Origin of the sequence: uncultured Tenacibaculum sp. (assembly GCF_947504135.1) — a bacterium.
In the GTDB taxonomy this organism is placed as follows: Bacteria; Bacteroidota; Bacteroidia; order Flavobacteriales; family Flavobacteriaceae; genus Polaribacter.
In genome coordinates this window covers 205,945-228,956 of the sequence record NZ_CANNGG010000005.1, presented here as the reverse complement: position 1 = coordinate 228,956, position 23,012 = coordinate 205,945, and the positions used below count along the sequence as shown (strand labels likewise).

At 32.4% G+C, this 23,012-nt stretch carries 24 protein-coding genes and 1 tRNA gene; 13 read left to right on the top strand and 12 right to left on the bottom strand.

The window, feature by feature from the left end; all coding sequences use genetic code 11:
• Position 1 precedes the first annotated feature (1 nt).
• A tRNA-Asn gene (locus Q0663_RS11850) sits at positions 2 to 75 on the bottom strand.
• Positions 76 to 346: 271 nt separating this feature from the next.
• Here Q0663_RS11850 and Q0663_RS11845 point away from each other — a divergent pair.
• The 4 genes from Q0663_RS11845 to Q0663_RS11830 all read left to right on the top strand — a co-directional run bounded on the left by Q0663_RS11845 (position 347) and on the right by Q0663_RS11830 (position 6,108).
• Positions 347 to 3,073 carry a 2-oxoglutarate dehydrogenase E1 component gene (locus Q0663_RS11845; RefSeq protein ID WP_299011285.1) on the top strand — a complete coding sequence of 909 codons (2,727 nt, stop codon included), beginning with the start codon at positions 347 to 349 and terminating at the stop codon, positions 3,071 to 3,073.
• Positions 3,074 to 3,190: 117 nt separating this feature from the next.
• Positions 3,191 to 4,399 carry a 2-oxoglutarate dehydrogenase complex dihydrolipoyllysine-residue succinyltransferase gene (gene odhB, locus Q0663_RS11840; protein WP_299011283.1) on the top strand — a complete coding sequence of 403 codons (1,209 nt, stop codon included), beginning with the start codon at positions 3,191 to 3,193 and terminating at the stop codon, positions 4,397 to 4,399.
• A 143-nt stretch (positions 4,400 to 4,542) separates the two neighbouring features.
• Positions 4,543 to 5,208, top strand: coding sequence for a hypothetical protein (locus tag Q0663_RS11835; protein ID WP_299011281.1), 666 nt, complete (start codon positions 4,543 to 4,545; stop codon positions 5,206 to 5,208).
• Between the two features lie 528 nt (positions 5,209 to 5,736).
• Positions 5,737 to 6,108 carry a VOC family protein gene (locus Q0663_RS11830; protein ID WP_299011279.1) on the top strand — a complete coding sequence of 124 codons (372 nt, stop codon included), beginning with the start codon at positions 5,737 to 5,739 and terminating at the stop codon, positions 6,106 to 6,108.
• 59 nt (positions 6,109 to 6,167) lie between these two features.
• On the opposite strand, the gene Q0663_RS11825 is transcribed toward Q0663_RS11830, so the two are convergent.
• The 7 genes from Q0663_RS11825 to Q0663_RS11795 all read right to left on the bottom strand — a co-directional run bounded on the left by Q0663_RS11825 (position 6,168) and on the right by Q0663_RS11795 (position 11,828).
• Positions 6,168 to 6,371, bottom strand: coding sequence for a hypothetical protein (locus Q0663_RS11825; protein WP_299011277.1), 204 nt, complete (start codon positions 6,369 to 6,371; stop codon positions 6,168 to 6,170).
• Positions 6,372 to 6,407: 36 nt separating this feature from the next.
• A complete protein-coding gene (gene sufD, locus Q0663_RS11820) occupies positions 6,408 to 7,721 on the bottom strand; it encodes a Fe-S cluster assembly protein SufD (RefSeq protein ID WP_299011275.1) in 1,314 nt (437 codons plus the stop codon).
• A gap of 97 nt (positions 7,722 to 7,818) precedes the next feature.
• The gene (gene sufC, locus Q0663_RS11815) at positions 7,819 to 8,571 is read right to left on the bottom strand and encodes a Fe-S cluster assembly ATPase SufC (RefSeq protein WP_299011273.1); all 753 of its coding nucleotides are present in this window, start codon (positions 8,569 to 8,571) and stop codon (positions 7,819 to 7,821) included.
• 76 nt (positions 8,572 to 8,647) lie between these two features.
• Positions 8,648 to 10,096, bottom strand: coding sequence for a Fe-S cluster assembly protein SufB (gene sufB / locus Q0663_RS11810; RefSeq protein ID WP_299011271.1), 1,449 nt, complete (start codon positions 10,094 to 10,096; stop codon positions 8,648 to 8,650).
• A gap of 40 nt (positions 10,097 to 10,136) precedes the next feature.
• On the bottom strand, positions 10,137 to 10,487 hold the full coding sequence (locus tag Q0663_RS11805; protein WP_299011269.1) for a four helix bundle protein: 351 nt from the start codon (positions 10,485 to 10,487) through the stop codon (positions 10,137 to 10,139).
• Between the two features lie 40 nt (positions 10,488 to 10,527).
• Positions 10,528 to 10,857 carry an iron-sulfur cluster assembly accessory protein gene (locus Q0663_RS11800; RefSeq protein ID WP_299011266.1) on the bottom strand — a complete coding sequence of 110 codons (330 nt, stop codon included), beginning with the start codon at positions 10,855 to 10,857 and terminating at the stop codon, positions 10,528 to 10,530.
• Between the two features lie 212 nt (positions 10,858 to 11,069).
• Positions 11,070 to 11,828 carry an MbnP family protein gene (locus tag Q0663_RS11795; RefSeq protein ID WP_299011264.1) on the bottom strand — a complete coding sequence of 253 codons (759 nt, stop codon included), beginning with the start codon at positions 11,826 to 11,828 and terminating at the stop codon, positions 11,070 to 11,072.
• A gap of 206 nt (positions 11,829 to 12,034) precedes the next feature.
• Here Q0663_RS11795 and thiL point away from each other — a divergent pair, with 206 nt between their 5' ends.
• From thiL to Q0663_RS11750, 9 genes are all read left to right on the top strand, one after another.
• Complete coding sequence (gene thiL / locus Q0663_RS11790; RefSeq protein WP_299011262.1) at positions 12,035 to 13,084, top strand: thiamine-phosphate kinase; 1,050 nt, start codon at positions 12,035 to 12,037, stop codon at positions 13,082 to 13,084.
• Positions 13,085 to 13,241: 157 nt separating this feature from the next.
• Positions 13,242 to 13,712, top strand: a complete 471-nt coding sequence (gene lysM, locus Q0663_RS11785; protein ID WP_299011260.1) for a peptidoglycan-binding protein LysM — start codon at positions 13,242 to 13,244, stop codon at positions 13,710 to 13,712.
• 154 nt (positions 13,713 to 13,866) lie between these two features.
• Entirely contained in the window at positions 13,867 to 14,766 is a 900-nt protein-coding gene (locus tag Q0663_RS11780) for a DMT family transporter (RefSeq protein ID WP_299011258.1), read from the top strand.
• Between the two features lie 31 nt (positions 14,767 to 14,797).
• Positions 14,798 to 15,664 carry a YicC/YloC family endoribonuclease gene (locus tag Q0663_RS11775; protein ID WP_299011256.1) on the top strand — a complete coding sequence of 289 codons (867 nt, stop codon included), beginning with the start codon at positions 14,798 to 14,800 and terminating at the stop codon, positions 15,662 to 15,664.
• A 2-nt stretch (positions 15,665 to 15,666) separates the two neighbouring features.
• Positions 15,667 to 16,269: a guanylate kinase gene (gene gmk, locus Q0663_RS11770; protein ID WP_299011252.1), complete on the top strand. Its 603-nt coding sequence runs from the start codon at positions 15,667 to 15,669 to the stop codon at positions 16,267 to 16,269.
• Positions 16,270 to 16,293: 24 nt separating this feature from the next.
• Positions 16,294 to 16,878: a nicotinate (nicotinamide) nucleotide adenylyltransferase gene (nadD, locus tag Q0663_RS11765; protein WP_299011250.1), complete on the top strand. Its 585-nt coding sequence runs from the start codon at positions 16,294 to 16,296 to the stop codon at positions 16,876 to 16,878.
• Positions 16,879 to 16,926: 48 nt separating this feature from the next.
• Entirely contained in the window at positions 16,927 to 17,790 is an 864-nt protein-coding gene (locus Q0663_RS11760) for a M23 family metallopeptidase (RefSeq protein WP_299011248.1), read from the top strand.
• 15 nt (positions 17,791 to 17,805) lie between these two features.
• On the top strand, positions 17,806 to 19,302 hold the full coding sequence (locus Q0663_RS11755; protein WP_299011246.1) for a GH3 auxin-responsive promoter family protein: 1,497 nt from the start codon (positions 17,806 to 17,808) through the stop codon (positions 19,300 to 19,302).
• A 9-nt stretch (positions 19,303 to 19,311) separates the two neighbouring features.
• Entirely contained in the window at positions 19,312 to 19,869 is a 558-nt protein-coding gene (locus Q0663_RS11750; protein ID WP_299011244.1) for an MOSC domain-containing protein, read from the top strand.
• A gap of 3 nt (positions 19,870 to 19,872) precedes the next feature.
• Here the strand turns inward: Q0663_RS11750 and Q0663_RS11745 are convergent, their stop codons facing one another.
• The 4 genes from Q0663_RS11745 to Q0663_RS11730 all read right to left on the bottom strand — a co-directional run bounded on the left by Q0663_RS11745 (position 19,873) and on the right by Q0663_RS11730 (position 22,971).
• Positions 19,873 to 21,435: a S41 family peptidase gene (locus tag Q0663_RS11745; RefSeq protein ID WP_299011243.1), complete on the bottom strand. Its 1,563-nt coding sequence runs from the start codon at positions 21,433 to 21,435 to the stop codon at positions 19,873 to 19,875.
• Positions 21,422 to 21,853 carry a dCMP deaminase family protein gene (locus Q0663_RS11740; RefSeq protein ID WP_047789925.1) on the bottom strand — a complete coding sequence of 144 codons (432 nt, stop codon included), beginning with the start codon at positions 21,851 to 21,853 and terminating at the stop codon, positions 21,422 to 21,424. Before Q0663_RS11740 ends, Q0663_RS11745 begins: the two co-directional genes overlap by 14 nt.
• 65 nt (positions 21,854 to 21,918) lie before the next feature.
• Entirely contained in the window at positions 21,919 to 22,500 is a 582-nt protein-coding gene (locus Q0663_RS11735) for a HupE/UreJ family protein (RefSeq protein ID WP_047789926.1), read from the bottom strand.
• A gap of 9 nt (positions 22,501 to 22,509) precedes the next feature.
• On the bottom strand, positions 22,510 to 22,971 hold the full coding sequence (locus Q0663_RS11730; protein ID WP_047789927.1) for an Lrp/AsnC ligand binding domain-containing protein: 462 nt from the start codon (positions 22,969 to 22,971) through the stop codon (positions 22,510 to 22,512).
• Positions 22,972 to 23,012 lie beyond the last annotated feature (41 nt).

Sequence of the window (23,012 nt, the reverse complement as noted above, 5' to 3'; positions counted from 1 at the left end):
GCTCCTCAACCTGGACTCGAACCAGGGACCCTCTGATTAACAGTCAGATGCTCTAACCAACTGAGCTATTGAGGAATTTAAGACGTACTTGTCTTAAAATGCGAGTGCAAATTTAAGTTCTTTTTTTATATCTGCAAATTATTTTTTTAAAAAAATAAAACTAATTTTTCTTAATGCTGAATTTCAGTGCTTTATTTTGGTGGGAAAAGGTGTGTTTAACGCAAATTTAACAAAAACAAAAACTCGTTAAAGAGTTTAAAATTAGACTAAAAAGGAGTGCTGTTTTTGTTAAAAGTTGTACTTTTGTCAACATTATTCTTATAGATAGAAAAGTATAACAAAATATATGGACAAGTTTTCGTTCTTAAACGCAGCACATGCAGGTTTTATAGGTGATTTGTATGAACAATATCAAAAAAATCCTGATGCGATAGAACCAAGTTGGAGAAGTTTTTTTCAAGGATATGATTTGGCTAACGAGAATTACTCATTAACAGATGAAGAAGTTTCGGTAGAAGTCCCTGAAGAAGTACGTAAAGAGTTTTTAGTAATCGATTTAATCAATGGTTACCGTACACGTGGACATCTGTTTACCAAAACAAATCCAGTACGAAATAGAAGAACATACACCCCAACATTAGATATTGAGAACTTTGGATTAAATCAATCAGATTTATCTACAGTTTTTAGTGCAGGAGAAATTTTAGGTATAGGGCCTAAAAGTTTAGCAGAAATCATAAATTATTTAAAATCTGTATTCTGTGAGAGCATCGGAGTTGAGTATATGTATGTACGCAACCCTGAAGAGTTAAAATGGTGGAATGAGCGTTTAAACAAAAACGCAAACCATCCTAGTTATGATGTAGCATCTAAAAAGTATATTCTTACCAAATTAAACCAAGCTTCAACTTTTGAAAGTTTCTTACAAACAAAATATGTTGGGCAAAAGCGTTTCTCTGTTGAAGGTGGTGAAACCTTAATTCCAGGGGTAAGTGTAGCACTTAGAGATGCAGCTGAGTTGTATGGTGTAGAAGAGTGTGTGTTAGGAATGGCACACCGTGGACGCTTAAATACTTTGGTAAATATTTTCAAAAAGCCAATTCGCGATTTATTTAGTGAATTTGAAGGAAAAGATTTTGAAGATCAAGAAATTGATGGAGATGTTAAATATCACTTAGGTTTAACGTTAAGCAAAGCGTATCAAGGTGGACAAAAGATGAAGATGAATTTAGTTCCAAATCCATCTCACTTAGAAACAGTTGATGCAGTTGCAGAAGGAATTGTTAGGGCTAAAATAGATAAAGATTACAAAGGGAACGAAAATAAAGTACTTCCAATTTTAGTACACGGAGATGCTGCAATTGCAGGTCAAGGTATTGTATACGAAGTTGTGCAAATGGCACAGTTAAACGGATACAAAACAGGAGGTACTATTCACGTAGTAGTAAACAACCAGGTAGGATTCACTACTAACTACTTAGATGCACGTTCAAGTACGTATTGTACTGATGTAGCAAAAGTAACGTTATCTCCAGTACTACATGTAAATGCTGATGATGCAGAAGCTGTTTGTCACGCAATGGAAATGGCTGTTGAATATCGTATGAAATTCAACAAAGACATTTTTATTGATTTATTAGGGTATCGTAAATACGGTCATAACGAAGGTGATGAACCACGTTTTACACAGCCAAAACTATATAAAGCGATTTCTAAGCACAAAAACGCAAGAGAAATTTATGCTAATAAATTAATTGAAGAAGGAAGCATAACAGCGGACTACTTACAAAAAATTACAGATGAATTTAAGGCGCATTTAGAAGCTGAATTTACAGAATCTAAAAAGAAAGAAACGTCTAAAATTCAAGAGTTCATGCCTGATGTATGGGATGGGTTTGTACGTAAGCAATTACAAGATATGTTACAGCCTGTAGATACAACTTATTCGGTAGAAGACTTAAAAGGAATTGCAAGGGTTATTTCAAAAACGCCAGAAGGACATAAATTTGTTCGTAAGGCAGAGCGTATCTTAAAAGGACGTGAAAAAATGGTTTTTGAAGATAATTTGTTAGATTGGGGTACAGCTGAAAACTTAGCGTACGGTACGTTATTAGAAGAAGGATATGATGTTCGTATCTCTGGTGAGGATGTAGAAAGAGGAACATTCTCTCACCGTCATGCAATTATGCGTGATGAAGAAACCTTAGAGCGTGTTAATTTATTAAACACGAACCCTAAGAATAAAGGAGAGATGACTATTTACAACTCTCACTTATCAGAATATGGGGTATTAGGTTTCGACTACGGATATGCAATGGCAGCTCCAAATACCTTAACTATTTGGGAAGCTCAGTTTGGTGATTTTGCCAACGGAGCACAAATTATGTTCGACCAGTATATTTCTTCAGCAGAAGATAAGTGGAAGTTACAAAACGGATTGGTAATGTTACTACCTCACGGATACGAAGGTCAAGGACCAGAGCATTCATCAGGAAGAATTGAACGTTTCTTACAATCATCGTCAACTGATAACTGGACAATTGCAAACTGTTCTACACCAGCAAACATGTACCACATTTTGCGTCGTCAGATGAAGCGTGATTTTAGAAAACCGTTAGTTGTTTTTACTCCAAAAAGTTTATTACGTTTACCAAAAGCAGTAAATCCTATTGAAGATTTAGCAAACGGAGCTTTCCAAGAAGTAATTGATGATACGATTGACACATCAAAAGCTAAGAAAATGGTGTTCTGTACAGGTAAGTTCTATTATGACTTATTAGAAGAACGTGAAAAGCTTGGTAGAGAAGATGTAGCTTTAGTTCGTATAGAGCAGTTATTCCCATTACACAATGATAAAATTAAAGAAGTAATGGATAAGTATCCAAATGTAGAGCGTTATGTTTGGGCACAAGAAGAACCAAAAAATATGGGGGCTTGGAGTTATATGTTAGAACGTTTTGAATTAGCTAGGTTAGAATGTGCTTCGGAAGAGTATCGTTCGGCACCAGCAGCGGGTTCAAGTGCACGTTTTAAAAGACGTCATCAAGCTATTATAGATAAGGTTTTTGATTAAAAAATAAATGCGTTAGGGATAGAAGCAAGCTACCGTGTAGCGCGAAAAGCCCGACCCGATAGGGAAACGCTCAAATAAAAGAAATAAAATAATTCAGATATATAAAATTTAGAACTGATGGTTTTAGAAATGAAAGTTCCTTCTCCGGGGGAATCAATTACAGAAGTAGAAATTGCAACTTGGTTAGTTGAAGATGGTGATTACGTTGAGAAAGATCAACCAATTGCTGAAGTAGATTCTGACAAAGCAACGTTAGAATTACCTGCGGAAGAAAGCGGAATAATCACTTTAAAAGCTGAAGAGGGTGATGCAGTAGCGGTAGGAGCAGTAGTTTGTCATATTGATATGGATGCTGCAAAGCCAGAAGGAGCTGGAGCACCAAAAGCTGAAGCACCTAAGGCTGAAGAGAAAAAAGAGGCACCTAAAGCTGAGCCAGTTAAAGAAACATACGCAACAGGTACAGCATCTCCAGCAGCTAAGAAAGTGTTAGCTGAAAAAGGAATGAGTGCATCTGATGTTAAAGGAACTGGTAAAGACGGTCGTGTAACAAAAGAAGATGCTGTAAAAGCAGTGCCTTCAATGGGAACACCAGGAATGGGATCTCGTGGTACAGAGCGTAAAAAATTATCTATGTTACGTCGTAAAGTAGCACAACGTTTAGTTTCTGTAAAGAATGAAACTGCGATGTTAACTACGTTTAACGAAGTGAACATGCAACCAATTTTTGACTTACGTAACGAGTATAAAGAAGCGTTTAAAGCAAAACACGGTGTAGGTTTAGGATTCATGTCTTTCTTTACATTAGCTGTAGTAAGAGCTTTAAAAATGTATCCAGATGTAAACTCTATGATTGATGGAGATTACAAAGTAAGTCACGATTTCCAAGATATTTCTATCGCAGTATCGGGTCCTAAAGGATTAATGGTTCCTGTTATTAGAAATGCTGAAAATTTAACATTTAGAGGTGTTGAAAGCGAAGTTAAGCGTTTAGCATTACGTGCTCGTGACGGACAAATTACGGTTGATGAAATGACGGGTGGTACATTTACTATCACGAATGGTGGTGTATTCGGTTCTATGTTATCTACACCAATTATCAACCCTCCACAAAGTGGAATTTTAGGGATGCACAACATTGTAAATCGTCCAATGGCGGTAAATGGTGAGGTAGTAATTCAACCTATTATGTATGTAGCATTATCTTATGACCATAGAATTATCGATGGTAAAGAGTCTGTTGGATTCTTAGTAGCTGTAAAAGAAGCGTTAGAAAATCCAGTAGAGCTATTAATGGATAATAATCCTACCAAAGCTTTAGAAATGTAAATCTAGATTGTTAGAAATTCATACAATTAGATTTTTAGATATTGAAATCCCGTACATTTTGTACGGGATTTTTTTATACGTATAGGTTTTGATGTTTAGTTATAAATGAATATTTTGGTTGAATAACTGTTTAATTGCTTGAAATGAATAATATTGTATTGGTCGTTTGTTTACTTGTCTTTTCTTTGAAGGGCTACTCTCAACAAGCTGAATTTGAAAACGAATTTGGTAAAGAAAATGTAAAAATTTTAAACTCACTTTTAGAAGATTTTGAAACGAATACGTTGAAGAAGGAATATCCGAATGTTACATTAGAAGAAGCTTATAAAGAGTTTCTACAAACTATTGTTGAAGAAAATTATTCGATTCTGGAAAAAAGTAAAGCAAGGTTTAAAGATGATGATTTTAAACTACACATATACTGTGTTACAGATTCTACTTGGATTGAAAAAAGGCAGTTCTCTTCAGGAAAAAAAGGGTTTTTAATAAAAGAAAGATATAAATATTTAACAACAAGCAATACGATTGGATATACCAAATCAACTATATTTTGTTGTGATAATAAAGATAAAACACTTGAGCTTTTGAAAAAGAAAAGAGTTCAGGTAAACCTTTCAGGATTGTATATAAAGGCTTTAAAAAAGATATCTAATAAATCAGAATTTATTAAAAATTATCTTCACAATATCCAAATTACTGCTGATCCAATTCATCCCAATACGATGTCAAATTATATTCTTATGAATAATATTGATGTAAACGATTATTTTGTAAAAAGGATATTGTTTGTAAATAATGTTTACAGGTAAAACGATGTTTTTATTTTGATTTAATTTTTTTAGTAACTTTAATAGCTATAAAATCAGGTGATTGTGAAAGTTATTAAAGAAGGATTTACCGTTTATCATAATTTCCCCTATAAAGGCATTGTCTAACGAGGTTTTTAAAGCAATTACTCATCCTGAAGACTTGGTACATTGCTTGCCACTTAAATGTACTTGAGCGCTTAAAATAGGAGCTGAATACAACTTCTTTTTTGGTGAGCCTTACAATTGGCCTGGTGAAGTAATAAAATGTGAAGAGCACTGTTCTTTTTATATAAAAATGACCAAATCTGATAAAGATTGGAATCCTACAGCATTTGGTTTTGATTTGTATGAAAAGGATGATGGGGTGGGTTACTTGGGTACACTTTTTTCACACCGGTTGGATAGAGGAGTGTGATCATTTTAAACACTCTTCCTATTGTTGGGCATTGGTTGCTAAACGGACTTAAAAATTATGTTGAAAAAGGAATTATAATACCTTTTGAAGAAAGAAATTAAAAAGAAAATATTATGAAACTAGGGGCTTTTTCAGTCAGTTTATCAGTAAAAGATATTGATAAATCGAAAGAATTTTATGAAATGTTGGGGTTTACTGTTTTTGCAGGTCAAATAGAAAAGAATTATTTAATTATGAAAAACGGTAATTCATTAATTGGATTGTTTCAGGGGATGTTTGAAAATAACATTTTAACGTTTAATCCAGGTTGGGATGAAAACGCAAACAAATTAGAAGATTTTGATGATGTAAGAATCATTCAACAGCAATTAAAAGAAAACCACATCAAATTAAAAAGAGAAGTTGCATCGGGTACTTCAGGTCCTGGAAGCATTGTTTTTTTTGACCCTGATGGAAACACGATTTTAATAGACCAGCATGTATAAATGAAAAACGGAAAACCAATTTTGATTTTCCGTTTTTTTATCTTTTAAAGTGATAATTCTTATTTTTTACCAGCAAAAGAACTTAAGGCAATTGCTATAACACCAACGGCTATTGTAATGTATGAATTACTGTTGTCTTGTACTTTTATTAAATCTACATCTCCAACCGAAACTTGTGTTTCTGGTTGTACAAGAGTGTAAACTCCGTAAGCTAAAATTACGATTCCAGCTATTAGTACTATCGATCTAAAATTTTTGCTCATAATAAATTGTTTTTCATAAAGATATGAAAAAACAATTTATAGTTCAAAACCGATATTAACGCCTAATTTGTTGGCGATTAATTTGGTAATTCTTTTTTTAACTTCTGGTATTTTAACACTCTCTAAAACAGTATTAGCAAATGCATACATTAATAGTGCTTTTGCTTCCTTTTTAGGAATACCTCTTTGTTGCATATAAAATAATGCTTGATCATCTAATTGACCAATAGTACAACCATGAGAACACTTTACATCGTCAGCAAAAATTTCTAACTGAGGCTTTGCGTTTATAGTTGCTTTATCGCTAATTAAAACGTTGTTGTTTTGTTGGTAAGCATTTGTTTTTTGAGCTTCTTTTTCAACAATAACTTTACCATTAAACACACCAGTAGAACGATCGGTATAAATACCTTTATAGTCTTGGTGACTTTCACAGTTAGGCTCTATATGGTTTACCAAAGTATGGTGGTCTACATGTTGTTTCCCTTCAATAATAGTAATCCCTTTTAAGATAGAGTTAATGTGCTCCCCTTTTTGATAGAAATTTAAGTTGTTTCTAGTAATATTTCCACCAAAAGAAAAAGTATGCACAGAACAGGTGCTTTCTTTTTGTTGCTCAATGTACGTGTTGTCAACTAAAGAAGCATCATTGTTGTCATTTTGAATCTTATAATAATCTACTGTAGCATGTGTGTCTGTGTAAATCTCAGTCACAGAATTTGTTAATACAGCATTATTATTAAGATTTTGGTGACGTTCTATAATTTGAACATGTGCATTTTGTTCAACCACAATTAAGTTACGTGGCTGTAACATCGTTGCATGTTCTTTACCTGTAGTAAAGTTAATTATTTGAATAGGTTTTTCAACCTCCACATTTTTTGGAATATGAATAAACGCACCTTCAGTAGCAAAAGCAGTATTTAAAGATGTTAAATTATCTTGTTTTGCTATTTTGTTAAAATATTTTTCAACAACTGGCTTGTACTTTTCTTTTGAAAAAGCGGCAGATAATAAACAAACATCTTTTCCATCATGAGTAGTAGTTGATAAAAAAGAGCTGTATTTTCCATCTACAAAAACTATTTTATAGCTATCTATTTCGTGAATGAAATATTTTTTTACATCCGCAAATTCTACAGAAGCATCTCTATCAGGAAAAATACTATAATCTTCTTTTAAAATTGAATTTAAAGAAGTGTATTTCCAAGCTTCTAGCTTTTTAGTAGGAAAGCCTAGTTTTTCAAAATTTTGTAGTGCTTTTGTTCTTATTTCATGTAAATCTGAATTGATGTTTACATTGTCTTCAAAAGCTACGTATGATGATAATATTTTTTCTCTCAACTCCATTGTTTTTAGTTGTAAAGTTTATAAAGTATAAAAGTTTGTAAAGCTGAAAAGATGCTTGTTTTATGAGCAAATTTCCACTTTTTACTTCTCAACTTTTCTAACTATTAGCCTCTTCTTTAATCCAATCATACCCTTTTTCTTCTAGCTCTAAAGCAAGAGAAGCGTCACCAGTTTTAACGATTTTCCCATCGTGTAAAACATGTACATAATCAGGAACGATATATTCTAATAAACGTTGATAGTGAGTAATAACTACTACAGCGTTGTCTTTAGATTTTAATTTATTAACCCCATTAGCCACAATACGTAAAGCATCAATATCTAAACCAGAATCAGTTTCATCTAAAATAGCTAATTTAGGTTCTAACATAGCCATTTGGAAAATCTCATTACGTTTTTTCTCACCTCCTGAAAATCCTTCGTTTAAAGAACGAGATAAGAATTTACGATCGATTTCTAATAATTCTGATTTCTCACGAATCTTTTTTAGCATGTCTTTAGCAGGCATTTCTTCTAAACCTTGGGCTTTTCGAGATTCATTAATCGCAGTTTTGATAAAGTTCGTAACAGTTACCCCAGGAATTTCTACAGGGTACTGGAACGATAAGAATACTCCAGCGTGAGCTCTTTCTTCAGGAGCTAATTCGCTAATATCTATACCTTCTAATTCAATAGAACCAGCAGTCATTTCGTAAGTCTCATTACCAGCAATAACAGATGACAAGGTACTTTTACCAGCACCGTTTGGTCCCATAATAGCATGAACCTCTCCTGCTTTTACTTCTAGGTTAATTCCTTTAAGAATATCTTTATCTTCTACTTGTGCGTGTAAGTTTTCTATTTTTAACATGTTTCTATGTTATTTCGCTTTTTAATAAAAAGCATTTTTTATTATTTTGAAGTTTTCAAATTAACGTATTCGTTAATTATCCAACACTTCCTTCTAAACTAATTTCTAATAATTTTTGAGCCTCTACAGCAAACTCCATTGGTAATTTATTTAGTACTTCTTTACTAAATCCGTTTACAATTAACGCAATGGCTTTTTCAGTATCAATACCACGTTGGTTACAGTAGAATAATTGGTCTTCACCAATTTTACTAGTGGTAGCTTCGTGTTCTATTTGAGCAGATTTATTTTTTGCTTCAATGTAAGGGAAGGTGTGTGCACCACACTCATTACCCATTAATAATGAATCACATTGTGAGAAGTTACGTGCGTTTTCTGCTCTAGAATTGATTTGTACCAATCCGCGGTAACTGTTTTGTGATTTTCCAGCAGAAATTCCCTTAGAAATAATAGTTGACTTAGTATTTTTTCCTAAGTGAATCATTTTAGTTCCAGTATCTGCTTGCTGATGGTTGTTGGTAACTGCAATTGAGTAAAACTCTCCAACAGAATTGTTCCCTTTTAAAATACAACTTGGATATTTCCAAGTAATTGCTGAACCTGTTTCAACCTGTGTCCAAGAAATTTTAGCATTGGTTTCACACAATCCTCTTTTTGTCACAAAGTTGAAAACACCACCTTTTCCTTCTGAATCTCCAGGGAACCAGTTTTGAACTGTTGAATATTTTATTTCGGCATCGTCTAAAGCAATTAGCTCAACAACGGCTGCGTGTAATTGATTTTCGTCACGTTGCGGAGCAGTACATCCTTCTAAATAGGAAACGTAACTGCTTTCATCAGCGACAACTAAGGTACGTTCGAATTGACCAGTTCCTCCTTCGTTGATACGGAAGTAAGTAGATAGTTCCATCGGACAACGAACCCCTTTTGGAATATAACAGAAAGATCCGTCAGAGAATACTGCTGAGTTTAATGCCGCATAAAAGTTATCAGTTGGTGGAACAACAGAACCTATATATTTTTTTACTAATTCTGGATGCTCTTGAATAGCTTCAGAAATAGGCATAAAAATAATTCCTTTTTCAGCTAACGTTTCTTTAAAAGTAGTAGCTACAGAGACCGAATCCATTACAATATCAACTGCTACATTAGCTAACCTTTTTTGTTCTTCTAAAGAAATTCCTAACTTTTCAAAAGTCGCTAACAAATCAGGGTCTACCTCATCTAAACTGTTTAATTTAGGTTTTTGTTTAGGTGCTGAGTAGTAAGAAATATCTTGAAAACTCGGTTTTTTATAGGTAACATTAGCCCACTCTGGTTCTTCCATTTGTTCCCAAATTCTAAAAGCTTCTAAACGCCATTCAGTCATCCATTCTGGCTCATTTTTCTTTTTAGAAATGGCACGAACGATATCTTCGTTTATTCCATTAGGAAACTTTTCACTTTCAATATCAGTATAAAAACCATATTCGTACTCTTTGGTTTTTAACTCTTCTCTTAAATCGTCCTCGGTGTATTTACTCATAATCATTAAAAGATTGAAAAATTAAAAGATTTAATCAATCTCACTTTTTTTTTAAATAATTTATGAATTTAGATAATTGTTTTGAAATGCTTTCAACTTCAATTATTAATTCTTCTACCTTTTTTGGTTCTATTATATTTAATCTTTCACAAATTCGTAATAAACTCCTTACTTCTCCACTTGAGCCTTTTGCTATGTATAAAAAACGAACAAATTGTTTGTTAGATTGTAATTCAAATCCTTCTGCTATATTTAGAGGGATAGAAAGAGCAGCTCTTTGAACTTGGTCTTTAATGTTTTTATTAAATGTATTAGAACTTGTTACTTTATATATTTCGATTGAAAATTCAAATGATTTTTGATAAACTTCTAAATCTTCAAATCGTTTCATTTTGAACTTTCAATTTTTTAATCCTTTTGTTTTTCAATAATTATAGAGAAAAACTTTCTCCACAACCGCAAGTTCTGTTAGCATTAGGATTGTTAAATACAAAGCCTTTACCGTTTAAACCTCCAGAATATTCTAAAGTTGTTCCAACTAAGTATAAAAAGCTCTTTTTGTCTACAACAATTTTTACATCATTGTCTTCAAAAATTTTATCATTTTCTTGTTGGGTTTTGTCAAAAGTTAAGTCGTATGATAATCCTGAACAACCACCACTTTTTACTCCAACTCGAACAAAGTCGGTTGTAGTATCAAATCCATCATCCGTCATTAATTCAATGACTTTCTTTTTTGCTGTGTCTGAAACTTTTATCATCGTTTAAATAGATTAAATCTAAGTGAATTGCAAAGATAATGACAAAATATGATTTATATCATGTTTTGAAATGAATATAGTTATTAAACGATAAAATTTGTTTATACCTTAAATCTTAGTGTTGATTATTAGTAGATTGCTGTTAAAAACAAAGGTTGTTTGTAGAATTACTACTTGAAAAAAATGTGATTTTAAATTAAATTCAAGAAATTCTATTGAGAAATGGTTCCTAAACTAAAAACACCAGATTTTCCGTTTTCAGATATTAGTTTTTGAGTTTCAAAATCTGAAATTAAATCAGAGTTTTTCTCGTAAAGATTCCAGTCGTTAGGAGACTTAAACCAACCAGAAACATTCATTTTTACCTCAATAGTAGCGTTGTTTTTTAATACAATTGAACCTGTTTCGATTGAAAAAGAAGTATCAAGTATAGAGTCTTTATCTTTATCGTAGGCTCTTGCAGTATAAAATTTATAAGGATTTTGTATTCCTAGTGTGTCTTTATATTGACCATCTAACTGCATAAAATGGTATCCGCCACCTAATGAGTCGGGTACCTTCCATGAAGCGGTGGTTAAGTCGCTATACGCATTGCTAATATTAGCATTTCCAGAAAAGCCAAAAGTAAAAAATAATTTATAAGCACCTTCAGAAATCTTTTGGGGTAACGTGTAGGTTAGGCTATCCGTATTATTAATGTCTATTAATTTATAGTTATCAAACTTTGTTGTATCATTCGCCCCACTAATAAGAGAAACATTAGAAATTAAGTAACGTAATTTGCTTACTGTAAGTTTTGTTCCTAATTTGTTGGTGAATTCAGTGTTGTTTAAATCAGATTTTTCAATTAAAGTACCATCCCAGTTTTGAGTGAACTTTAGTTTTACTGATACATTTTTTATTAATTCATCATTATCTGAACTACAAGAAAAAAGAAGTATACTAAGAGCTAGCGTTAAAAAATATTTCATGTGTTTTTTATTAAAAATCAATGAAAGAAAACACTTTTTAATATGTGTGAAACAGTCATTAATTCATGACAAAAATAATAAACCTTCTTAGATTTAATACAGTTTTACTCGTTTATATTGCAGAGATATTATGTGGTTGAGAATCAAAATGAATGATAACTCAGGTTAAGTAAGGCTGTTTATCTACTTGTCATTATCTTTGCAACATGTTAGAAGATAAAAATCAAGAAAGAACTTCGTTAGCTGAGCTTGGAGAGTTTGGGTTAATAAACCATTTAACAAAGCATTTTAAAATGTATCATTCTTCAACAGTTAAGGGTGTGGGAGATGATGCAGCTGTAATTAGTGCGTCAGATAAAGAAACTGTAGTTACTACCGATTTATTAGTAGAAGGTGTACATTTCGATTTGAGTTATATGCCTTTGAAGCATTTAGGATATAAAGCGATAATGGTTAACTTATCGGATGTGTATGCTATGAATGCTAATGCAGAACAAATTACAGTATCTATTGCTGTATCTAATCGTTTTCCGTTAGAAGCTGTTGAAGAATTGTATGCTGGAATACAACTAGCGTGTGATACGTATAAAGTAGACTTAGTAGGAGGAGATACTACTTCTTCAACAAAAGGGATATTAATTTCTATTACAGCTATTGGGACTGCTAATAAAGAGGATATTGTATATAGAAATGGCGCAAAACCAACAGATTTAATCGTAGTTTCGGGCGATTTAGGAGGAGCATATTTAGGTTTGCAAGTGTTAGAACGTGAAAAGCAAGTGTTTCAAGTGAATCCTCAAAACCAACCTGATTTAGATAATTATACGTATATCATCGAACGTCAATTAAAGCCAGAAGCTCGTAAAGATATTCCTGAATTATTAAAAGAGTTAGAGGTAAAACCAACTTCTATGATAGATATTTCAGATGGATTGTCTTCTGAAATTATACACATCTGTACGCAAAGTAAAACAGGATGTAAGATTTATGAGGATAAATTACCATTAGATCCACAAGTAATTGCAACTTCAGAAGAGTTTAATATGGATTCTACAATGATTGCTTTAAGCGGAGGAGAAGATTATGAATTGTTGTTTACAGTTTCAATTGATGATTACGATAAGATAAAAGGAAATCCTAATTTAACAGTTATAGGTCATATTACTGAAGAAAATGAAGGAATGAATTTGGTAACACGTGCAAACCAAGAAATTGAATTAAAAGCACAAGGTTGGAATTCTTTTAATAAAGAGTAGAGGAGAACAAGATATAATAGGTTAAGCATCCATGTTTGGGTGCTTTTTTAGTTTTAAAGAGGCTTTTTTTAATTATTTTGGAATACGAGTTTTGGTATAAAAATTGTATATTGGTCAAACAGTAAAAAAGAATATTAATAAAAAATCAAAAAAGAGAATGGGAATTTTTTCATTTATTAAAAATGCCGGGGCAAAAGTATTCGGTATCGGGAAAACAACTGAAGAAGAAGCGGCTGAAAAAGCTGCAAAATTAGTAGATGCAGTAAATAAATTAGAGCTTTCTGTTGAAAACTTAGCTGTTAATGTGGAAGATGATAAGGCCACAGTAACAGGAGAAGCAGCAGATTTAGCTACTAAAGAAAAAGTAGTTTTAGTAGTAGGTAATACAGAAGGAATTGCTTCTGTAGAAGATAATATGACTGTTAAAGAAGTTGAAGTTATCGAAGAAGCTGCTATGGCACAATTTCACACTGTAGTAAGTGGAGATTCATTAAGCAAAATTGCAAAAGAGTTTTATGGAGATGCTATGAAGTACCCGGTAATCTTTGAAGCAAATAAACCAATGTTAACACATCCTGATAAAATTTATCCAGGACAAGTATTAAGAATACCACCTTTAGTGGACTAATCAAAAGTTAATCAACCAAAGGGAAAAGCACTGCATTTGCAGTGCTTTTTTAGTTTATATAAAAGAGGTATTTAAAGATTGGTATGGGGTAAAAAAATAGTAGAAAACAAGAATATTATCATCATCTTTGCACTTGTTTTTAAAACTATTAAAAATGAACCAAAGAGCGTTAGCACTTACTGCAGCATCTATCGCAACACTTATTTACGGGGTTACATTTACAGTAGCTAAAGAAGTGATGGAGGGATATATTCAACCATTTGGTTTTATATTGCTTCGTGTTGGTGGGGCTACTATGATTTTTTGGTTATTAGGGCTTTTTGTTAAAGCACCATCTATTGAGAAACCAGATTACAAACGAGTAGCAATGGCGGCTTTTTTTGGTATTGCTTTCAATATGCTTACGTTTTTTAAAGGATTAAGTTATACCACGCCGATCAATGCATCAGTTATGATGGTGACTACTCCTATTTTAGTATTAATTTTTGCTAGTATTCTTTTAAAAGAGAAATTAGTTTTAAGAAAAATAGCAGGAGTTGTAGTTGGTATGGTAGGAGCCATAATTTTAATAGCTTACGGGAATCCACTTAAAGGAGATGCAACTAATATGGTGCTAGGAAACTTTTTAGTATTCATCAATGCAGCATCGTATGGTATGTATTTGGTGGTCGTAAAAAAACTAATAGCAAAATACAATCCTATTGTTTTTGTAAAATGGCTATATCTTTTTGGGTTGATAATGGTACTACCTTTTGGTTTTTCTGAACTGTTAGAGGTACAGTGGCAAACAATGCCTGTTTCAATTTTCTTAAAAGTAGGCTTTGTAGTATTATTCACTACTTGTATTACTTACTTGTTTAACTTATTTGCATTATCAAAATTAAAACCCACCACAGTAAGTGTTTTTATGTATTTACAACCTGTGGTAGCAGCTATTTACGCATTGATCGTAGGTAGTGATCATTTAGATTTGGTTAAAATAGGGGCGGCATTATTAATCTTTTTAGGGGTGTTTTTGGTAACCAAACGTCCTGCTGAAACTCCCAATAAATAAACGTATCTTTGCGGATTATTAAACCGAAGTTATGATACAGTCAATGACGGGTTACGGTAAATCCGTACTACATTTACCCTCTAAAAAAGTAACAATCGAAATTAAATCTTTAAACAGTAAAAACTTAGATTTAAATACTAGAATTCCTTCATATTACAGAGAAAAAGAACTCAATGTTCGAAAAAAACTAGCAAGTAATTTGGTAAGAGGTAAAGTGGATTTTTCTATTTATGTGGAAATGACTGCAGATGAAACTTCAACTACGGTGAATACAGGTGTGGTACGAGAGTACATGCAGCAATTAAGAAATGTAACTCAAGTTGGAACTTCTGATGATGTTGAGTTAATGAAAATGGCTGTTAGAATGCCAGATGCTTTAAAAACTGAGCGTGAAGAGTTAGATGAAGAAGAGTGGAAGCAAATAGATACTCATATTGACGAAGCTTTAAAAGAAATTATTCAATATAGAACTGACGAAGCAAAATCGTTAGAAGAAGATTTTCAAACAAGAATACTAAATATTCAATCTGCTTTAGAAGAAGTTAAAAAGTTAGATGGTGATAGAATAGAGCATGTTAAAGAACGCTTACAAAAAGCATTAACAGATTTAAAAGTTGAGGTTGATGAAAATCGTTTTGAACAAGAGCTGATTTATTATTTAGAAAAGTTAGATATTAACGAAGAAAAAGTACGTTTAGCTAATCACTTAGAGTATTTTTTACAGCAATTAGCAACAGAAGATTCTAATGGAAAAAAATTAGGATTTATCGTACAAGAAATCGGAAGAGAAATCAACACAACAGGATCAAAAGCTAATTTTGCACCAATGCAAAAATTAGTCATCCAAATGAAAGACGAGTTAGAAAAAATAAAAGAACAAATTTTAAACGTTTTATAAGAATGTCGAAAGAGTTTAAAGGGAAATTATTTGTGTTTTCAGCACCATCAGGTTCAGGTAAAACTACTATTGTACGTCATTTGTTGGCAAAAGAACGTTTTAATTTAGAGTTTTCAATTTCTGCGACTTCAAGAGCTCCAAGAGGAGAAGAAGTTGATGGAAAAGATTATTATTTTATTTCAGCAAACGAATTCAAGCAAAAAATAAAAAACGACGAGTTTTTAGAGTGGGAAGAAGTGTATCGTGACAATTTCTATGGAACATTAAAAACAGAAGTTGAACGAATTTGGGCGCAAGGAAAACATGTAATTTTTGATATTGATGTTGTTGGAGGTTTACGTATTAAAAAGAAATTTCCAGAAGAAACCTTAGCTGTGTTTGTAAAGCCACCAAGTGTTGATGAGCTAAAAATTCGTTTAAAGAAAAGAAGTACCGAAAGCGAAGACAAGATTAACATGCGTATTGCTAAAGCTTCGGTAGAATTAGCAACAGCACCACAGTTTGATAAAATCATTAAAAATTACGATTTACCAGTAGCATTACAAGAAGCAGAAGATTTAGTAGATGATTTTTTAGGAATAGAAAAGGAAGTGAAAAACGAATAAAGAATAAGTCTAGTATCTATAAATATGAAAAACATCGGATTATACTTCGGAACTTTTAATCCAATTCATATTGGGCATTTAATTATAGCCAATCATATGGTTGAGTATTCTGATTTAGATGAAATTTGGATGGTGGTTACGCCTCATAACCCCTTTAAAAAGAAAAGCTCATTGTTAGATAACCATCATCGTTTAGATATGGTATATTTGGCTACAGAAGAATATGAGAAGATTCAACCATCAGATATAGAATTTAGGCTTCCTCAACCAAATTATACTATCAATACATTAGTGCATATTTCTGAAAAACATCCAAGTTATAAGTTTAGCCTAATTATGGGAGAAGACAACCTGAAAAGTTTGCATAAATGGAAAAACTATGAGGTAATTTTAGAAGACTATAATATTTATGTTTATCCTAGAGTTTCTGAAGGAATTGTTGAAAGCCAGTTTAAAAATCACGAGAAAATTCACAGGGTTGATGCTCCAATAGTGCAAGTTTCTTCAACCATGATTCGCAAAGCCATAAAAGAAGAAAAAAACTGCAAACCATTGCTGCCATTTAAGGTTTGGAAGTATATAGATGAGATGAACTTTTATAAAAAATAGTTTCGCCATTTTTTCGTTGTATATTTGAATCCCAAACAAGTATAAAACGTGTCAAAAAACAAGAAAAAAAGAAAGCTTAAACAGAAGCTTACAGATAAGTATAGGCTTGTAATTTTAAACGAAGATACATTTCAAGAACGATTTTCTTTAAAGCTATCAAGATTAAATGTGTTTGTTTTTAGCGGAGTGTTTTCAATACTTCTTATTATTTTAACGACGCTATTAATTGCGTTTACAGGAATACGAGAGTATATTCCTGGTTACTCTTCGACAGCATTAAAAAAGAAAGCTACCAGATTAACTTATGAAGCGGATTCTTTAAAAAACAGGTTAGCAATTATAGAAAGTTATACCAAGGCGTTAAAACCAGTTTTAACGGGTGATATAGAGCCTGAAAAAATAGACTCTATAACAACTGAAATGCAAACAATTGTAATTGATGAAACTAAACTACAAGCAACAAAACAAGATTCACTTTTTAGAGAGAAAATTGATAATAAAGATCTCTTTCCATTGTATGAAGGAGGAGAGAACAGAATAAAAAATGTATTCTTTTCACCTTTAACGGGTACCATTTCTCAACCCTTTGATTTGAATGAAAAGCATTACGCAATTGATATTGTTGCACAAACAGACACCCCAGTAAAAGCTGTTGCGGATGGTACGGTTATTTTAGCAGAATGGACAGCAGAAACAGGATATGTAATAACCATACAACATTCCAACGAATTTATATCAGTATATAAACATAACGGAACCTTATTAAAGCAGCAGGGAGATGTTGTGAAATCAGGAGAAGCAATCGCAAGCGTAGGTTCTACAGGAGAACTAACCACAGGCCCTCATTTACACTTTGAGTTGTGGAATAATGGGTTTCCAGTAAATCCAACAAACTATATAGATTTTCAGTAAATAAGAAAAAAGATAATGAGCATAAAATCAATACTAGCAATTCCATTTGCGAAAATTGTTCGTAAACAAGTATATAAATGGGCAAATAACCCACACAAAACTCAAGAAAAAGTTTTTGAATATTTGGTTACTGAAGGGTGTAAAACAGCATTTGGAAAAGATCATGATTTTGTATCAATCAACAATTACGAAGATTTTAAAAAAAGAGTTCCAATTAACGATTATGAAGGCTTACGTCATTATGTAGATAGAGTTGTAGCAGGAGAAGAAAATGTTTTGTGGAAAGGAAAACCTTTATATTTTGCAAAAACATCAGGAACAACTTCAGGAGCAAAATACATTCCTATAAGTAAAGAATCAATGCCCACACATATCAAAGCAGCTCGAAATGCTTTGTTGTTTTACATAACAGAAACAAACGATGCTAGTTTTGTTGATGGGAAGATGATTTTTTTACAGGGAAGTCCAGTTTTAGAAGATAAAAACGGCGTAAAATTAGGTCGTTTGAGTGGTATAGCAGCGCACTATGTCCCAAATTACCTCTTAAAAAATCGTTTACCAAGTTGGGAAACCAACTGTATTGAAGATTGGGATACCAAAGTAGATAAAGTAGTTGAAGAAACCTTGCCAGAGAATATGACGGTGATTAGTGGAATTCCGTCATGGGTACAAATGTATTTTGAACGCTTGAAGGAGAAAACCGGAAAAAATGTCTCTGAACTCTTTCCAAACTTTAATTTCTTTGTGTATGGAGGTGTAAATTTTGAGCCATACAAGAACAAGTTTGAAGCGTTAATTGGGAAAAAAATAGACTATGTAGAATTGTATCCAGCATCTGAAGGGTTTATTGCATATCAAGATTCGCAAACCGAAAAAGGTATGTTATTACAGTTAAACTCAGGAATGTTTTATGAATTTATTCCAGCAAATGAATTTTTTGATGAGAATCCAACAAGAATTTCATTAAAAGACGTTCAGTTAGGAGTAAACTATGTTATTATCTTAAATACTTCTGCTGGTTTATGGGGGTATAATATTGGTGATACGGTAGAGTTCACTTCTTTAAAGCCTTATAGAATAAAAGTAACAGGACGTATAAAACACTTTATTTCTGCTTTTGGGGAGCATGTAATAGGTAAAGAGGTTGAAAAAGCGTTGAATGATGCTATAAAAGGAACTGATGTGAATGTAAGCGAGTTTACAGTAGCACCGCAAGTAAATCCTGAAAGTGGATTACCTTATCACGAGTGGTTTATAGAGTTTGAAAACGAACCTGAAAACTTAGATGAACTAGCATCTAAAATAGATACATCGACGCAAGAGCAGAATGTATATTATTTCGATTTAATTGAAGGTAAAATTTTACGTCCTCTTATAATTAGAAAAGTGAAAAAAGGAGGTTTTCATGAATATATGAAATCCATTGGAAAGTTTGGAGGTCAGAATAAGATTCCGCAATTATCAGACAACCGAAAAATTGCGGATGTATTGCAGAATTTTTTAATTGAATAAAAAAGTAAAATGAAAATTGTAGCCACTAACATTGGAGAAAGAAAAGAAATCGATTGGAAAGGAAAAACTGTTACTACAGGTATTTTTAAGTTTCCTGTTGATAAACCTATTTTTTTAGATGTTGAAAAAGTAAAAGACGATGCTATTTGTGACAGAGAACATCATGGAGGAATAGACCAAGCAGTATATGCCTATTCAGAAAATCATTATGCATATTGGAAAGAGTTATACCCAAGTTTAGATTGGAAACATGGAATGTTTGGTGAAAATCTGACTGTTTCAGATTTAGAGGAAAGTCAATTGCACGTGGGAGATACTTTTAAAGTAGGAGAGGTTATTATTGAAGTAACGAAGCCGCGTCAACCTTGTATGAAACTAGGGGTACGTTTTAATGAAATGAAAATTGTAAAACAATTTTGGCTGCAAGATTTACCAGGAGTTTATTTTAAAATATTGCAAACAGGTTTTGTGAAATCAGGTGATGAGTTTGAGCAAATAAAAAGCTGCCCTCAAAACCCAACGATTTCTGAAGTGTACGCTGAAAAAAGAACTAAAAAAGGAATGTAAGTTTTACTTAGCTTCCAGCTCAAACACTTTTTGCAGCATTTTATCATCTTGCTGATCTACTTTGTATAAACCTTCATCACTAAACAATTCACGAGCAATTAATACTCTCAAATTGCTGCGAAGTTGATTTTTTGTTCTTTCAGGAAGTCTGAAATCTTTAATTTCTTCTAGAAATTTGTTAGAAACGCTATGGTCTTTATCAAAGTTTTTAATAAAATCATCTACCGTTATAGACGCTAATTTTTTACGATTATCATCAACGTATGAAAAAGCGAAATCATTTAAAGGACGGAAGAAAATTGTAGGAATGTAAGAAGAGGTGTCTACCGCAACAAAATGATCTGGGATAATTCCACCACCACCATATACTACTTTACCTTTAGGAGTTGTGTATTTTAAGCTATCAATGGTTTTAATACTATCTTTGGTAAATAACTCTCCATTTTCTAATCGAAGTTCAAAATCGTGACTGTATTCTTCGGCATCAGCTTCTTTTTTGTAAGGTTTTTGAATAGAGCGCCCTGTTGGGGTATAATATCTAGCTGTAGTTAATCGTACAGCAGAACCATCTCCTAAATCCATTTCCTGTTGTACTAACCCTTTACCAAAAGAACGACGCCCGATAATAATTCCCTTGTCATTATCTTGTAATGCACCTGCTACAATTTCAGAAGCAGACGCAGAGTTTTCGTCAATTAGAACATACAATCCACCATGTTCAAAATCGCCTTTTTCAGTAGCGAAAGATTTTACAATATCACCTTTGTTGTTTTTTGTAAATACAATCAGTTTTTCATCTTCTAAGAATTCGTCAACAATATCATTAGCAATATCAATAAAACCACCACCATTTCCGCGAAGATCTAAGACCAAATCAGTCATTCCTTTGGTGAGTAATTTGTTTAAAGAAGATTTAAACTCAATATAGGTGTTACGAGCAAAACGATCTAGTTTTATATAACCAATACTATCGTTTAGCATGTATGCAACATCAACGCTTTTAATATTTACTTTACCACGATTAATAGTGATATCAAAAACACTATCATTTGTTTTTCTATAAATTTGTAAATCAACTTTAGTGTTTGGTTTTCCTTTTAAAGCTTTCATTATTTGGGAAGTTTGCAATTTTTTCCCATAGAGTGTATCCTTGTCTGCAAGTAAAATTCTATCTCCAGCTTTAATTCCTGCTTCAATACTTGGGCCACCCTTAATAGGTTCTATAACGGTAATAGTATCACCGATCATACGAAATTGAACACCAATTCCTACAAAATTACCTTGCATATTTTCGGTAACCAATTGTAAGTTTTCCTTAGGTATATATACTGAATGAGGATCTAATTTACCTAACATTTCTGCAATCGCTCCGTCTAACAATTCATCAGTGTTAACATCATCAACATAATCACTTTGAATGTAATCAATCAAACGTTTTATTTTTCGTTCACTTGATGAGCTTTTTCCAATAAGACTGCTTGAATTTCCATTGCTAAAAAAGGTTCCGATAAGAATACCGAAAATTACAGCAATAGATAAATATATAGGTAGATTATTCTTGTTCATAAGGTAAATACGTCAGTTCAACACCTGCTTTTTCTAAAAAATCTAATCCTGATCGGTCTTTGTATGCTTGGGCGTATACTACACGTTTTATTCCTGCTTGATGTATCAATTTACTACATTGTTGGCAAGGAGAAAGTGTAATATATAAAGTAGCACCTTTACACGATTGAGTTGAAGAAGCTACTTTTAAAATAGCATTGGCTTCGGCGTGTAATACATACCATTTGGTGTATCCTTCTTCATCTTCACAATAGTTTTCAAAACCAGAAGGAGTACCATTATAACCATCAGAAATAATCATTCGATCTTTAACAATTAAGGCGCCTACTTTTTTACGAATACAGTGTGAAAGTTGTCCCCATTCATTTGCCATTTTTAAATAGGCAATGTCATATTTTAATTGTTTTTTCTTCAAAATTTTCAGTACGATTTTTCTTAGATAAGCTAAGGTAGTTAGATTTGTGTTAGTTAGGCGTTAATTTTTTACCAAAAAACACGGTCAAACATCATTTGTAAAGCAAAACCAATTACGATTGACGACATGATTAAAATCCAATCACGACGATTTACACTAAAGATTGATTGTACTAAAGCACCAATTAATAAAATTCCTAATACAATAATAATTTGTGCTACTTCTACACCTAAAGCAAACTCCAATAAAGGTAAAAATTTATCAGAAGTTTTACCAATCATAATTTTAAAATAGTTGGAAAAACCAAGTCCGTGAATTAATCCGAAAAATAAAGCAAAAAATAAATTCTGATTTTCTTTTCCTACCGATGCTTTTTTGGCAGTTAATACATTCATTAACCCTGTAATAAAAATAGTTAACGGAATTAAAAATTCGATTAAATCTGCTCGTACATTTAAAATTCCGTAGGCAGAAAGTGCTAGCGTTATCGAGTGTCCAATGGTAAATAAAGTGATTAACCATAAAACTTTTGTCCACTGTTTAAATTGATACACAACAGCTAATACAATTAAGAATAAAATATGGTCATAGGCTTTAAAGTCTAATACATGAAACAAGCCCATTTTAAAGTAGAAGATAAAATCGTTCATTAGGGGTTTTTAAATTTTTATTTGTCGATCTATTTGTTGGTCTAAAGATATAAAAGTTTCGGTTCTTGAAACTCCTTTTATGGTTTGAATATCCTTATTTAACAAATGCATTAAGTCTTCGTTGTTTTTACACAGTATTTTGATGAAAATAGCATAGTTACCAGTAGTGTAGTGGCTTTCTACAATTTCAGGAATTTCTTTTAGTCGTTTAATTGCAGAAGAGTATAAGCTAGAAGAATCTAAAAACACACCAACAAAAGCGGTAGTAGTATACCCTAAAGCTTTTGGATTTAATATCATTTTATAACCATCAATTAAATCCGATTCGTCTAACTTTCTTAATCGTTGATGAATGGCAGCGCCAGATATACCTACTTCTCGGGCGATACTTAAAATAGGCGTACGAGCATCTTTTACAAGACGTTTGATAATTATTTTATCAATTCCGTCAATTTTTAATTTTCTAACCATGAAACAAAAATAAGGAAAGTTAGTTAGAGTTCATTTTTTCA